The sequence below is a fragment of the Kineothrix sp. IPX-CK genome (genome assembly GCF_039134705.1).
Taxonomy (GTDB): Bacteria; Bacillota; Clostridia; order Lachnospirales; family Lachnospiraceae; genus Kineothrix; species Kineothrix sedimenti.
On record NZ_CP146256.1, the window covers coordinates 2127256 to 2142198 of the forward strand.

At 42.3% G+C, this 14943-nt stretch carries 13 protein-coding genes; 11 read left to right on the top strand and 2 right to left on the bottom strand.

The window, feature by feature from the left end; translation table 11 throughout:
* Position 1: 1 nt before the first annotated feature.
* Positions 2-724, bottom strand: a complete 723-nt coding sequence (locus tag V6984_RS10335) for a LytTR family DNA-binding domain-containing protein (RefSeq protein ID WP_342759701.1) — start codon at positions 722-724, stop codon at positions 2-4.
* Positions 725-961: 237 nt separating this feature from the next.
* Between V6984_RS10335 and V6984_RS10340 the strand changes: the two genes are divergently transcribed.
* Together V6984_RS10340 and V6984_RS10345 are read left to right on the top strand one after the other, a co-directional pair.
* Positions 962-1705: an ABC transporter ATP-binding protein gene (locus V6984_RS10340; protein WP_342759702.1), complete on the top strand. Its 744-nt coding sequence runs from the start codon at positions 962-964 to the stop codon at positions 1703-1705.
* The gene (locus V6984_RS10345; RefSeq protein ID WP_342759703.1) at positions 1702-3804 is read left to right on the top strand and encodes an ABC transporter permease; all 2103 of its coding nucleotides are present in this window, start codon (positions 1702-1704) and stop codon (positions 3802-3804) included. Before V6984_RS10340 ends, V6984_RS10345 begins: the two co-directional genes overlap by 4 nt.
* Before the next feature lie 776 nt (positions 3805-4580).
* On the opposite strand, the gene V6984_RS10350 is transcribed toward V6984_RS10345, so the two are convergent.
* The gene (locus tag V6984_RS10350) at positions 4581-4946 is read right to left on the bottom strand and encodes a hypothetical protein (protein WP_342759704.1); all 366 of its coding nucleotides are present in this window, start codon (positions 4944-4946) and stop codon (positions 4581-4583) included.
* A 263-nt stretch (positions 4947-5209) separates the two neighbouring features.
* Between V6984_RS10350 and V6984_RS10355 the strand changes: the two genes are divergently transcribed.
* The 9 genes from V6984_RS10355 to V6984_RS10395 all read left to right on the top strand — a co-directional run bounded on the left by V6984_RS10355 (position 5210) and on the right by V6984_RS10395 (position 14940).
* Complete coding sequence (locus tag V6984_RS10355) at positions 5210-5686, top strand: hypothetical protein (protein ID WP_342759705.1); 477 nt, start codon at positions 5210-5212, stop codon at positions 5684-5686.
* Between the two features lie 118 nt (positions 5687-5804).
* Positions 5805-7115: a hypothetical protein gene (locus V6984_RS10360; protein WP_342759706.1), complete on the top strand. Its 1311-nt coding sequence runs from the start codon at positions 5805-5807 to the stop codon at positions 7113-7115.
* 1 nt (position 7116) lies between these two features.
* A complete protein-coding gene (locus tag V6984_RS10365; protein WP_342759707.1) occupies positions 7117-7566 on the top strand; it encodes a LytTR family DNA-binding domain-containing protein in 450 nt (149 codons plus the stop codon).
* A complete protein-coding gene (locus V6984_RS10370; protein ID WP_342759708.1) occupies positions 7563-7994 on the top strand; it encodes a DUF3021 family protein in 432 nt (143 codons plus the stop codon). Before V6984_RS10365 ends, V6984_RS10370 begins: the two co-directional genes overlap by 4 nt.
* Before the next feature lie 431 nt (positions 7995-8425).
* Positions 8426-9436: a LacI family DNA-binding transcriptional regulator gene (locus V6984_RS10375; RefSeq protein ID WP_342759709.1), complete on the top strand. Its 1011-nt coding sequence runs from the start codon at positions 8426-8428 to the stop codon at positions 9434-9436.
* 40 nt (positions 9437-9476) lie between these two features.
* Positions 9477-10436: an ABC transporter permease gene (locus V6984_RS10380; RefSeq protein ID WP_342759710.1), complete on the top strand. Its 960-nt coding sequence runs from the start codon at positions 9477-9479 to the stop codon at positions 10434-10436.
* A gap of 16 nt (positions 10437-10452) precedes the next feature.
* Complete coding sequence (locus V6984_RS10385; protein ID WP_342759711.1) at positions 10453-11379, top strand: carbohydrate ABC transporter permease; 927 nt, start codon at positions 10453-10455, stop codon at positions 11377-11379.
* Positions 11380-11481: 102 nt separating this feature from the next.
* On the top strand, positions 11482-12981 hold the full coding sequence (locus tag V6984_RS10390) for an ABC transporter substrate-binding protein (protein WP_342759712.1): 1500 nt from the start codon (positions 11482-11484) through the stop codon (positions 12979-12981).
* A gap of 96 nt (positions 12982-13077) precedes the next feature.
* A complete protein-coding gene (locus tag V6984_RS10395) occupies positions 13078-14940 on the top strand; it encodes a beta-N-acetylhexosaminidase (protein WP_342759713.1) in 1863 nt (620 codons plus the stop codon).
* Positions 14941-14943: the final 3 nt, after the last annotated feature.

Below are 14943 nucleotides of genomic sequence, written 5' to 3' on the forward strand. Positions count from 1 at the left end.
GTTATCCCCTTAGCATGGCCCTGGCTAATTTTTCAGTAGCTGCTTCTTTCAGCGCCCGGCTGACCGGAAGTTCTGCGGTTTCACCTCCGACCCCCGATATTATAATGGAGCTGTTTCCGATATGCCTTACTTTTATCTCATTTACCAAGTATCTCTGATGAATTCTCACAAAGCTTACCCCGACTTTTTCTTCAATGACATCCAGCTTCCCATAAAAAGGATAACTACCCTTCGCCGTCACCAGATTCACAAGCCTTCTATCGCTGTAAAAATAGAGAATATCTTCATAGGGGAACCGGTACAGTCCTTCTGTATTTTTAAGCACAAAGTTTGCCCCTTCATTTTGAAGTAAAAGTTCACGCACTCTTTTATAAACCGGCAAAAGCTTTTCTATGGTAACAGGCTTCATCAGATAGTCCAGTGCGCCTATCTGATAACCGTCAAACACGTAATCTGCGTACCCAGTCACGAATACAATCATAAGACTTTTATCGAATTCCCGTATATTCCCAGCTGTTTTCATGCCATTGATTCCACTCATTTCCACATCGAGAAATAAGAGATCGATTTCTCCGGGGTGCTTTTTCAGAAAACTTACTGTCCTTTCTCCGGAAAGGAACTCATAGACAATATCCTCCGACTCACTGTTTATTATCTTCTCCAACTGTATTCTGAGCGAGTCTCTCGAATCTGTCTCATCATCGCATATAGCTATTCTAAGCATAGGATTCTTCCTTCCTCCAAATGTCTGTATATCATTTATATAACATTTATAGATTAACATTCGGGGTAGCATTTTGCAATCTGTCGGTTTTCAAACTTTACATCAGGCGTGCAAAGCTTTACAGATTTTACAGATAAGAGCAAAACTTTACATAAGAACTACAGAAAATCGCATGTCATTAAATAAAAATTATTTTCTATATTATACTTATGAGAAACAGAAAAGGAGGTAATTATTATGTTATATGTAAAAGACTTATATAAAACTTATATGATAGGAAAAACAGAATACTCTGTGCTGAAAGGACCTGGTTTTCATGTTGCGAATGGAGAATTTGTTGCAGTCATGGGTCCGTCCGGATCGGGGAAAAGCACGCTGCTCAATTGCATTTCGTGCTATATTCCTTTTGAGAAAGGCAGTATTACCTTGGGCGGAAAACAAATAGCAAACTTGAAGGAAGAGGAGCTTTCAAAGATTCGGAATGAGAAGCTGGGGTTTGTTTTTCAGGATTTCATGCTTTTAGACGGGTTAACCGTCCGTGAGAATATTCTCGTGCCCCGTATCATTAAAGGAAGCGTGGATAAAGAAAGTGAAGAACGGGCCGATCAATTAATTTCGCTTTTCAGAATAGAGCATATTGCCGGTAAATATCCAGCCGAAATATCGGGAGGCGAGCGTCAGCGAACTGCAGTGGCAAGAAGCCTGATTAACAACCCATTGATGATTCTTGCAGATGAACCTACCGGAAATCTTGACAGCAAATCCGGCAGAACGGTCATTGAATCCTTTGAAAATGCGAGGAAACAAATGGGTGCTACTATCCTTATGGTAACCCATGACAGTTTTTCTGCCTCATTTTGTGACCGCGTCATTTTATTAAGGGATGGTGTTATTTACCGGCAGTTGGAAAAAATGGGAGAACGCGAGGCATTCCACAGTCTGCTTTTGGATACGATGAAAGAAATGGGTGGTGAACAATGACGACAATGAAAGAGTTGGAACAGAAATTACAACTTGCGGATTATAAACAGGCAAGAATTTATTTATTCTGTAATTTTATTGCACTTATGTTAATTTCAGCCTACTCAGTAATGATGCTTTCTCCCACGGTATTAAATGTACTGCCTGAAGGAGGAGACAGCCGGAAGCAGATGATTATGATATTTGTACTGACGCTATTTGGATGCACGGTATTTACTGTGTATGCCGCCAGTCTGTTCTTTAGAAAAAAGTCCGGACAACTTGGCATTCTGATGGCGATGGGGGCCTCCAGAAAAGCATTAAAGCCCGGGCTCTTTAAAGAGGTGCTGACCTTAAGTTCCTTTTCATCCCTTGCGGGTATCGCAGCGGGCTTTCCTTTTGTATGGATTCTTTGGAACTGTTTTAGACTTTTTGTCGTAGACAGTGCAGAAATGAAACTACGGTTTAACTTAAAGTGTCTGTTGATTGCTTTTGTCTTTGCTTTTATTGTTATACTGTTTGCCTGCATAACAGCAGGACAATATTTGAAACGCACAAATATTATTGATATTATACAAGAAGAGCATAGAAACGAACCGGTGAAAGAACTGGGAAGGTGGTGCGGTCCTATGGGACTTCTTCTGTTGTTTGCAGGGGGCGTCTCCGGCTACTTGGCACCGGGATTATACATTAGCGTATTCTCGGCATATCCTTCTGCACTGATCAACTTATTCTATATTCCTGTTTTTATAGGATTATATATGGTAATGCTGCACACTGTCGTTTATGGCTGGCGTTCCCGTAAAAAAGAGCCATATAAGAACATTATTTCCCGAAGTATGATGAAGTTTCAGGGAAAGCAGACGGTAAATAATCTCCTTGTAAGCACTGTCTTGATTGCCGGCGCCTGCTTTGCCGTATTTTATATTCCGATGCTTGCAACTGGCCAGCTTACCGGTGTGAAGGCCAGACCTTATGATTATATGTTTCATTACCGGTCAGATCAAAATGTGCCGGAAAGATTGGATATTGAAAATATGGCGTCCCGCTATGATATAATGACAAAGGACTGGGGCGAATGCGAATATATAACACTTGGCATTGACGGAAATATAAGGGTAGAGGAAGCAAACGGCCATTTCCATCTTGAGTACCGAACGCTTTTACAGCAGGGCAAGTTCCTGGCAGAAACTGATTATAATCATATGACAGGCCAAAATGTGGATGTTCTTTCCGGTACATACCTTGCGGTCAGTAATACGGCAGAAACAGGCACGTACTGGCTGCAGACGGATGCCAAAGTATTTACAAATATGGTGAACAGGCAAGTACTAAATACGCAATTTGCAGGCATGGTACACTATGATATGCTGACGGATCAGATAGGTTATTACGTTCTGGATGATAAGGATTATAGAGAGGCCGCCGCCGGACTCTCTGACGAATGGAAGGGAATGATCATGATATTTAATGTAGAAGGTGCTGATAACTATGCCTTTGCCAATGAGTTTTTCCGTACATTTGTATCGTCTTTCGATTCTAGCTGTGAGCTTCCGGCGTACTATGACACTGTTACCAAAATCTCAGAGAATGAACGCGGAGAAATATACTGGGGAGATACTGGACAAATGACTAAAATCAGCTTCCAGCATCCTGATTCTTCGGATTTCCGTGCCTATTGGACATATATGCCTAAGTTCAGGATTCTGGATTACAATGATTTCCTGCGTAATTTTGCGGTGTATTTAATGGTATTTCTTTTTATTTTCATCGTGTGTATCTTATCTGCCCTGATCATCAGTTATACCCGGTGTCAGACCATTGCAATAAATAACCGTTATGTGTTCGATGATCTAAAACGGCTTGGTGCATCACCTGAATTTCTTACAAAAGAAGTAAAAATGCAGTGTCAAAAGGTTTTCCGAACGCCTTCTGTAGTAGGAATCAGCACTATGTTTCTATTATATTGCATGCTCATGTACGCCAATGATGGTAAGTTTTCTGTGGATGAAATGGTTGGACTATTAGTCTGTGGTGCTGTCCTTATGATAGTCATATTAATTATTTATTTTGTTTATCGTAAAACGGTGATTATTATAAAGAAACAATTAGAGATTTAACGCAGAACATCCAAAGCTTCCCGAAAAATGATTGATTTGATAAAAGGTTCGTGGAGAAAGCATTATTCAGATTTCCCCACAAGCCTTTTTCATTATAAACTATACGCACGTAAACGCGTCGATTCTATTGAGAGAAACCCCAAAAAAGCTCCATCGGAAGAATCGGTTCCAACGGAACCCGGTTACGGTATTGCGGCTCACCTGAATAGGGAACATCCAGAACTCATCCCCGTTACTCATCCAGACATAGGTGAATCGTCCCAGACAGTTTCGAATGGAGGAAGGATCAACCCGGAAGGTAGTTATCTGCCTGGAAGGGGTGTAGTTTGGAGGCGCCGATGTGGGGGCGCCTGAACGGGGGCCTTCAGGTCCAGGCCCGGGTCCGAATCCAGGCCCAGGTCTGGGTCCAAATCCAGGCCCAGGTCCAGGTCCGAATCCAGGCCCAGGTCCAGGTCCGAATCCAGGCCCGGGTCCGGGTCCGAATCCAGGCCCGGGTCCAGTTCCGGAACCTGGTCTAGGTATCCCTGGAAATGGGGGCGGTGGAGGTGGGGGCGTAGGAGTTCTCGCTTGTTCTCTTCGCTTAGCATCTGAAAAGTCGTTCTGATTAGAATAATCCATTTAATTTCTCCAAAAAAAGACATAATTATTAATATTATTATATTAACATATATAAATAGTGGAACCTAATACATCGTTTATTTCATCAGGTTGAACCATATGTTTTGCTCCATAATAACTACTAAAATTTCACGTCAGTTCTTGTTGCTTAACAGACCTCAATATTTCACTATATAAGGGAGCATATTTTGTAATATTTTGTGATAAGCATTAGCATACATATGAATACCTTCAATCGTATATTCTTTCTTGAGCCTTCCCTGACAATCTGTCAGTCCTGAATTGACATTAATAAAACGACAGCATAATTGTTTCGCCATTTGTTCGATTTCGAGATTAACTTTTCTTATGGTTTCATTGTTTCTGTTTTTAAAGGTTAATCCTCCTGTCTCATTATCTGATAACTTATCCACCTCATTGACGGGATAATATGCCATTACATAGATCTTGGTATTTTCAAGCATATCAGTGGTGGTAAAACCACTAACTCCACGATTGTCGTCTCGCCAGCTCCGAAATTTCATTTTCGTTCATAATTTTTCTCCATTTTATATTTTCATAATTTATTTATAACGATTCAACGCCTTTGCAATTATCGCGTTACGATACAAATAAATTTGGGATCTCCTTTATTATAATAGTGAATCAATATACTGTGCAATATATTAATATTATATAGACGATGTAATCCGTAAGTAGTAAAGCTCCAAAGAGTATGATAAAATACTCAAAAAGAAGCATGCATAAATATTATGTATGGAAAATGCGGATTAGGGAGGGAGAATACATGAAATTTAGAGTAATAGCATTGCCCCCATTTAGGGCGGCGTCTTCGAAGCCGGATAAGAACTTCGATTTTTCTCCGACAGGTATTTTAGGAAAGTTCGATACTTATTTTTCAGCGATAAAGCCAAGTGACAGGGATAGTTTTATGCCACGTGATTTTTTGTATTTCGATGAGGATAAACAAGGAATGATATGGATGTGGGCCCTGAGCGAAGGTATGGATGACGGAGGAAATGAGATCATTGACTTTGAAGGCGGTTATTACCTTACTTATGTATATAAAGACGGCGATGAGGAAACCGGCGGAAGGTTATATGAAGAAGCGCTTAAGTATATCGAGGAATCTGAAATACTGGAACTGGATGTTCGCGCCGGCCACTATGCGATGGGTCACATTATAACTCCTGAGCCAATAATAAAGGCGCAGGGGTGGGCACAGATGGAAAGCTTTATTCCTGTCAAACTAAAAAAGTTATAAGCTGAAAATGCATTTCACCCATTCAAGAAGCATCTTATCCGGCGAATGATAGCCCTAACTGTGCGGATGTGCTATGTTTTGTATAAGATAAATTATACAAAACACAGGAGGCTTTTAAATGGAAACTGTAATATTGATTCTGCTGATTATGGGAGAAATCATTTTTTTGTTTTGGGCGCTCAAAACGGGAAACGTTAAGAGAAGAGAAAAATATATTTGGAAGGCAGTCTGTACTACGATTTTAGCACTATTGCTTATTGCCGGTGTCATGGAAGGGCTTTCGAGATATGGTGCGATACTGTTAGTCTTGCTTTTTCAGACTTGCATGGGTTTGCTTACAGAGCGCAGGCGTAAAGGCAAGCCCTATGGAAAAGTAACGATGACAGCGCTTTTTCTGGTCAATATCGCAGTTTATCTTTTGGCATTGCTCCCGGCATTTTTATTTCCCCAGTATAATCCGCTTGCGGTAACGGGCAAACATGCTGTGGAAATTGCGGAGTATACTTATGCAGACGAGAACCGCATTGAAACCTTTTCAGACATTGGCGAAAACAGGTCAGTAACTGTGAAGGTCTGGTATCCTGCCGAGGAAGGAGCTTATCCGTTAGTTGTTTTTTCCCACGGAGCATTCGGCGTTATTGACAGCAACAACTCCACTTATACTGAGCTGGCTTCCCATGGATATGTTGTGGTTAGTATAGGGCATCCTTACCATGCGATGTTTGTCAAGGATGTAAGCGGAAAGACGACCTATGCCTCCAAGGAATTCATTGAGCAGATTTATGCCATGAACTCGGATGAAACGCCGGAGGGTGAAGATGATTCGGATAAGGAAATGACGACCTATTTGAACAGCCGGGAATGGATGAAGGTGAGGACAGAGGATATGAATTTTGTTCTTGATACTATTTTGGAGAAAGCGGATACCGTAAATGAGGTTCCCTTTTCCATGATCGATAGAAATAAGATTGGTTTATTCGGGCATTCTCTCGGCGGAGCGGCATCCGTTCAGGTTGGAAGAGAGCGGAAGGATATTGATGCGGTCATCGATTTGGAAGGTACTATGTTAGGCGAATATGCCGGATTTAAGGATGGTACGGAAATATTCAATGAAGAGCCGTATCCAATTCCCTTGCTGGATGTGAATTCTAAGGTAATACACGATTTGGCTTTGGAAGTACCGGGAGATGGATATGTGAATTTTTATACAGGCGAACGAGCGCTTGATTATAGAGAAGTGATTTTCGATGATGCGGGCCATCTGAATTTTACGGATTTGCCGATCGTTTCACCACCGCTTGCAAGGCTGCTCGGTGTGGGTGATGTGGATGCCAGAAAATGTATGGAGAATGTAAATTATGTAGTACTTGCCTTTTTCGATTATTACCTGAAGGGAGAAGGGACGCTGACAATAGAAAAGGAATATTGACATGAGGGTGACGGTAAGGAAGATAGACAACAAAGAGCAGGAGCAGGTGATCATTGAATGTGTCGAGCTGACGCAGGAAATCAAGGATATTTACACCTATGCCATATCAAAAGGAATCGAGCTGTCAGGTGCGGAAAACGGACATATTATAAAAATTAAGCTTGAAGAAATATATTATTTTGAAGCGGTAGATGAAAAGTTGTTCGCCTATACACAGAATCGGGTATTTGAGATAAAGCTCCGGCTGTATGAGGCGGAGAGGGCTTATGCTCCTTATCACTTCATTCGTTGCTCCAAGTCCGTGGTACTGAACCTCATGCAGCTAAAGAGCATCAGTCCGGCACTGAACGGCCGTTTTCTCGCCCACTTGAAAAATGGCGAGAAGGTGATGATTTCAAGGCAGTATATAGGTTCTATCAGAGAGACTGTGTTTGGAGGAAATATAAAATGAAATGTAAAAATTTGATATCCGATTTGGCTGCGGCCTTTTTCATCAGTACAACTCTAATAACTATAGGCAGTGCTATCATAGGCAGTGTTTATCTTAGAGAGGTCACCTTCGGCTATTATGCCTTTTTTTCTCCGCCTCTGATAGGGGTGTTGTCCTCTCTCCTGGGTATCGTGAGTTATTCCAAGAGAGAACTTAGTGTAGTCGAAGCTATTGTAAGGAAGGGGCTTCATCTGTTTTTGATCGAAGCGATGATTTTCGGACTTAACTATGCTTCGGGAGTTCGTTTTTCACCGGGACTTTCTGTCATTCTGACTCTCTTTATTATGCTCGTATTCGTTTCCGTATATGTAATTACGTGGTTGAATGATAAGCGAGTGGCCGATGCCTTCAATAGGGAATTGGAGCTTTTTCAAAAAGGAATTGAATAACGATGACGTAATAAAGCAAATTATAACGCACTGGAAATCTTAAGAACTTTAAGATTTTCGGTGTTTTTTTATTTCATAGAAAAGACAGTGAGCAGAGCACACTTTTGTTCTTTTCAAACGAGAATTCGGGATAGGACGGTGAGATATATAAAGTCGAAAGAAATTGATTTATATAATAAAATGTTAGGTAACAAAAAATATAAAACAAAAACATAAAAAAGAATGAAAAAAGAAAAAAGTAAAATAAAACAAAATTATTAATTTTTGCATGTTCAAAAATCGACGATAATTAGATAATATGGATAGAAAATAAAAACATAAAAATAAAAAATATACAAATTGCTAACTTGCTATTGCTAAAAAGTAAAAAATATGTTAAGTTAAATATAACAAATGTAAGCTAACAAATGATTTTGAAAAGGAGAGCGGATATGGCAGCGCAAAAACCAATATCCATGCAGAACATTGCGGATGAGTTGGGCATCAGCAAGGTAACAGTTTCCAAAGCCCTGAACGGAAAAGACGGCGTAAGCGATGAACTGAAGGATAGAATTTTTCAGGTGGCGGAACAATATGGCTATATCCTTCCCGACTACGGACAGCGGAAGACGAGGAAGGTCGGGGTCATCATGAGTGACCGGTTCACCTCTATGTCGGACAGCGGGAAATTTTATATAGGAATGTATGAGAGAATCATTAGTGAACTGAGAAAGGCATCCTGTACCAGCGTTATGATTACTCCTAACAGAAACAGTCTCATGGGAGATTTAGAGACGATTGAGAAAAAAGGAATGTTTGACGGTCTCATCCTATTGGGGATTCTGGACCATGTAGTCAGAGATAAGGTGGACTCCATCGAGCTGCCGAAGGTCTATGTGGACGTATACGATGAGACGCATAAGTCCGATTCCGTAGTAACGGAGAATATCTACAGCACCTATGAGATGACGGAATACCTTATGCAGATGGGACATAAAAATATTGGATTCGTAGGTACGGTAGGAGCCACCACCAGCATTACGGACCGTTATCTTGGATATATGCGGGCTCTTATGGAACAGAGAGTAGATCCTAACCCGCAGTGGCTGATACCGGATAGAACGATAGAGGGAGAATCGATAGATCTTAAACTCCCCGATACGCTTCCCAGTGCTTTTTTGTGCAACTGCGATGAAGCGGCCTTTCGTCTGGTAAGGGTTTTGAAGGAAAGGAATCTTCGCATTCCGGATGACATATCTATCGTTGGCTTTGATAACGATATTTATGCGGAGCTGTGTGAGCCTCAGCTTACGACGGTGGCCGTTAATATGGAAGAAATTGGTAAGGTAGTATCGAGGAGAATCATCAGGCACATGGATAATCCGAGTAAGAAGGGCGGAGAGGTCTACCGGGTGGTAGGCAAAAATATTTTCAGAAACTCTGTCAAAGATTTAAATAAATGAAGATGCGGCAGCCGCATAAAGGCAAAGGAGGAGAAAGCAATTGAGAAGTGAAAGTGTTCGGACGAAACGGAAAAAGAGACATTGGACAAAAAATGATACCGAGCTTTCGATATTGGCGCTTCCCACCACGGTATGGTATATACTTTTTTGTTTCCTGCCGATGTTCGGGTTGGTCATTGCGTTTAAGAATTATAAAATTACGGGCGGAAAGAGCTTCATTTATAATGTGATCCACAGCGAATGGGCGGGCTTCAAGAACTTTGAGTTTTTAATTAAATCGAATGACCTGTACATCATACTGCGCAATACTATTTTATATAATTTGACATTTATTGTTTTGGGGATGGTACTTTCCGTAGGTATGGCGATTATGATCAGCCTGCTGCACAATAAGAGGAAGTCAAAAGTCTATCAGACATTGATGTTTTTTCCCTATTTCATGTCATGGGTCGTTGTAGCATATTTTCTGGATGCCTTTTTGAATCAGAGCAACGGACTCGTTAACGGAATGATCAGGGATGCGGGAAATACACCCATTCAATGGTACATGAAAGCGGGGCTATGGCCATTTATACTCATCTTTATGTATCTGTGGAAGTCTACCGGATACAACATGATCATTTACTTATCCAGTATTACAGGAATCGACACTACCTTGTATGAAGCCGCGGTGGTAGACGGGGCCAACAAACGCCAGCAGGTATGGTATATTACACTTCCTTGCCTTAAAAACGTCATTATTATGATGTTCATCCTGAATGTGGGAAAGATATTTTATTCGGATTTCGGATTGTTCTACCAGCTTTCACAAGGAGCCAGCGGTTCCATATTTAACGCGACGGCTACAATCGATACTTATGTATTTAACGCGCTCCAGTCGGCGACTCCAATTGGAATGACTTCGGCGGCTACCTTCTTCCAGTCGGTGGCATGCTGCATTACCATTCTTGTAGCCAATGCTATTGTGAAAAAAATCGATGAAGACAGCGCTATCATATAGAAAGGAGGAATGGAATATGGGAAAAAATAAAGAGGCGGAAAATTCAGCCTCCAGGCTTAACATGATTGCAGGAAAAACAAACGCATTTTTCAACATTATTTTTACGATTGTTGCCTTGATGTGCATTATACCTGTGGTATTCATATTTATCATATCCATTTCATCCGAGCAGTCTATTAAGATGAACGGATACCGTTTTATACCGGAAGCTTTTTCTATTGACTCCTATCTATTTTTATTCAGGGAAGGAGAAATGATAGTCCATGCTCTTGGTATCTCCATTCTCGTTACGGTAGTGGGTACGGTGCTTGGCGTAGCGCTTACTACATTGATGGGGTATGTGCTTTCGAGGAGCGATTATAAGCTGAAGGGTTTCTGCACGATGATAGTATTTATTCCCATGATTTTTAACGGAGGTATGATTTCCTCTTATGTGGTAAATACGCAATTCATGCACCTGAAGGATTCCATATGGGCTTTAATTCTCCCGCTGTGTGTCTCTTCCTTTAATGTAATTATATGTAAGACTTTTTTTAAGACGAATATTCCCGACTCGGTAATTGAATCGGCACAAATTGACGGCGCATCCCAGCTTACTATTTTCGGTAAAATAGCCATACCGCTGTCTAAACCTTTGATAGCCACTATAGCGCTGTTTTTGACTTTTGGATATTGGAATGACTGGTTCCAGTCTTCTCTGTATATTACGAATACGAAACTGTTTTCCCTGCAGGCCCTTTTAGACCATGTGCAGAGGAACATTCAGATGATGGCGAATAATCCGACTCTGGGAGTCACGATGCAGCAATATATGAATTCTATGCCCAAAGAAGGCGCGAGAATGGCTATGGCGATTATCATCATCGTTCCTATCGCATGTACCTATCCGTTTTTCCAGAAATACTTTATATCCGGACTGACGGTAGGAGCGGTAAAGGGTTGATAAAAATTTTGAAAACGCTTGCGTTTTATTTTCAGGGAGCGAAAGTATTCCTGAAAGAAACACTTTTAAATGATATAAAAGTAAAAGAAAAGGAGAGGTTGTATGAAAAAGAGATTTGTAGCAATGGCAATGGCGTGTGTTATGGGAATCGGCCTTCTTGCAGGATGCGGAAGCAATGGCGGAGCACAGACTGGCACGGGCAATGAGACGGCAGGCAAGGAAACTACTGAAGCGCCTGCGGCGGGTGAGGAAAGCAGCAATAGCGGCGAGGTCGTTACGTTAAAATGGATTCAGGTAGGAAACGGAATGCCTACCAACTACGACGCATGGCTGGCTCAGATCAATCCTTATTTAGAGGAAAAAATCGGAGTGAATGTGGATATGGAAATCGTACCTTGGGGCGACTGGGATAACCGCCGCAGCGTAATCGTTAACTCGGGAGAGGCGTTCGACATTCTTTTTACAGACCAGGCGAGATATAATTCGGAAGTAGCGACAGGAGCATTCCTAGATATGACCGACCTTTTAAAGACCTCGGCACCGGATTTGTATTCAATGATTCCTGAGGATTATTGGCGGGCGGCTTCCATCAACGGAAAAGTTTACGGAGTACCTACCTATAAAGACAGCTCTGTAACCGAATATTTTATCTGGGATAAAGCAGTAGCGGATAAATACAATATCGATATCAATACGGTAAATGATTTCACGAGCTTATATGATGCGCTTAAGACTATTAAGGACGGCGAAGGAACTGAGCCCTACTATATGTCGAAATCGGGAGCCGATTTCCTTGTGACGGCTTATTTCGATCAATTGGGTGCAGGTCTTTCTGCTCTCGGTGTCAAATACAATGATGATACGAAGACTGTTGTAAATCCGTTGGAGGATGAGGACATTCTGAAAAATCTCGATATCATACATCAGATGTATAAGGAAGGAATTATAAACGGTGACGCTCCGACAGCGGACGATGCGAATAAATATAGAACGTTCTTCACAGCACAGGGCTGGAGTGGAGCGGCAGCTTCCACATGGGGACCGAACAACGGAATTGAAGACTGCGTAGCGGTACAGTACGGCGATACGGTAGTATCCAACACCTCAGTACGAGGTTCCCTGAATGCCATTTACTCGGGCTGTGAGCATCCGGATAAGGCGCTTGAGCTATTACAGCTTGTAAATACCGACTCCAAAGTACGTGACTGGTTATATTACGGCGTGGAAGGCGAGAACTTTAACTATACGGATGACGGCAAAATTGAGAAATTGAACTCCGACTGGAGCATGGCTGGATATACGCAGGGTACTTTCTTCAATGTTTCCCAGCTTGCAGAGACAGAAGTAAATCAGTGGGATGAAGTAAAGGAACTGAATGCAAACGCGGAACCTTCCGTTATGCTGGGCTTCGATATGGATACCAGCAGTGTAGAGACCGAGCTGGCAAGCTGCCGTGCGGTATATGAGAAATACAAATCCGAATTCTGGACCGGAGCCAGGGACCCGAGAGAATTGATCGAAGTAATTAAGGGCGAACTGGATGCAGCAGGCTGGGAAACCATCCGCGTGGAAGCTCAGAAGCAGGTTGATGCCGCGGAGTAAAATATGAAATAATGAGCAACAAGCTTCACGGATTGCTCTTATATTAACAAAGGAGCATTTTCAATAGCATTAGGAGAATGCTCCTTTTTAAAAAGTATGGGGTGTGAAATGTATCTGATTCCTGAACCAAAAGCATTGACAATAAATGACGGATTCTATTATCTGCCTTACTGCGGAACCGTCGAAATACCGCTTTCCTGCTCGCAAAGGGCTTATGGTTTTGCGAAGCTGCTCCAGGAAGATATTATAGACGAACTGGGCTTTTTCTATGGGATCGTAAAAGGAACGAAAGAAGGAACGATAAATCTCAGCGTGAGGGAAACTCTTGGGAGTGAGCATTACCTGTTTGATGTCAGTGAAGAAGGCATTTATATACAAGGCGGAGATGAGAACGGACTTCTGTATGGAATCCAGACCTTTCGGCAGATTCTTCGTCAGGAAGGTGCCTGTATTCCCTGCCTTTGCATGGAGGATTATCCGTCTCTTCCTAACAGAGGCTTTTTTCACGATGTGACGAGGGGCAGAGTACCGACGCTTGAGTGGCTGAAGAATTTGGCGGATACGCTGAGCTTTTATAAGATGAATCAGATGCAGCTCTATATAGAGCACAGCTTTCTTTTTGCGCAGCTCAGTGAGATGTGGAGGGACGATACTCCTCTGCGCGCGCAGGAGATCATGGAGCTTGATGCCTATTGTATGGAGAGGGGGATTGAACTTATTCCTTCCCTTTCTACCTTTGGACATTTGTATAAGCTTCTGAATACAAAAAAATACAGATATCTTTGTGAGCTGACGGATGCGGGAAGGAAACCCTTCAGCTTTATGGACAGAATGGCCCATCATACCATAGATGTCTCTAACGAGGAGAGCTTTTCTCTGGTCAAGCAAATGATCGCCGAGTATATGCCGTTATTTTCCTCGGGGAAATTCAATATTTGTGCGGATGAAACCTTCGATTTGGGAAAAGGAAGAAATAAGGAAAGGGCCTCGCAGGAGGGTGTTGATGCTCTTTACATGGAATATGTGGAGAAATTGTGCGGATTTCTTGCTGAAAACGGTCGCATTCCTATGCTTTGGGGTGATGTCATGCTGGATTTCCCCGAATTTGCTAATCGGCTGCCGGAGGGGACGGTATGCCTGAACTGGGGCTATGCATATAATCAGACAGAGGATTCTACCCGCATTTATGCGGAAAACGGAGTGAGACAATATGTATGTCCCGGTGTAGCGGGATGGAACCAGCTTTTGAACCTGCAAAGGAATTCCTACGAAAACATTTCCAGGATGTGTGAATATGCAATGAAATATAAAGCCGAAGGGATGCTCAATACGGATTGGGGAGATTTCGGTCATATCAACCATCCGGCATTCAGCATTCCGGGGCTTATTTACGGTGCGGCGGCTTCGTGGAACGGCGGCCTTCCTTCTTACGAGGAGATGAATGAGGCCATTTCTTCCCTGGAGTATGGAGATTCCTCCGGCACTTTGTTAAATATAGCAGGAAGGCTGGGGGAGCAGGAATGCTTTGGCTGGGGAAACGCTGTTTACTGGAAGGAAAAAGGCTCTAAATCGGATGTCTCCAGGAAGAAAGAAGTTCTGGCAGAAGCTGCAGAACGGGTGAAAACCATACCGGAGAAAAATCGGGAAATAGATGTCTGCGTACAGGAGCTTGCGGGATGCACGAAATTCATGGACGGCACAATGCGAAAGAGAATTTATCCCTATTTACTGGCGGCAGAAGGAATGAAGCTGTTTAACCGCATCGGGGGAATCGTTGTGAACGCCGAAACGGAAAGCTATGTTACAGAAGATGTATTTCAGGCTGCGGAGGAACTGGAAAAGTGGTATTATCAATATAAGCTTTTGTGGCACACGGTAAGCAGGGAATCGGAACTTTACCGCATTGGAGAGGTGATTTTCTGGTATGCCGATTATTTAAGGGATTTGAAAGGATTGTAGGAG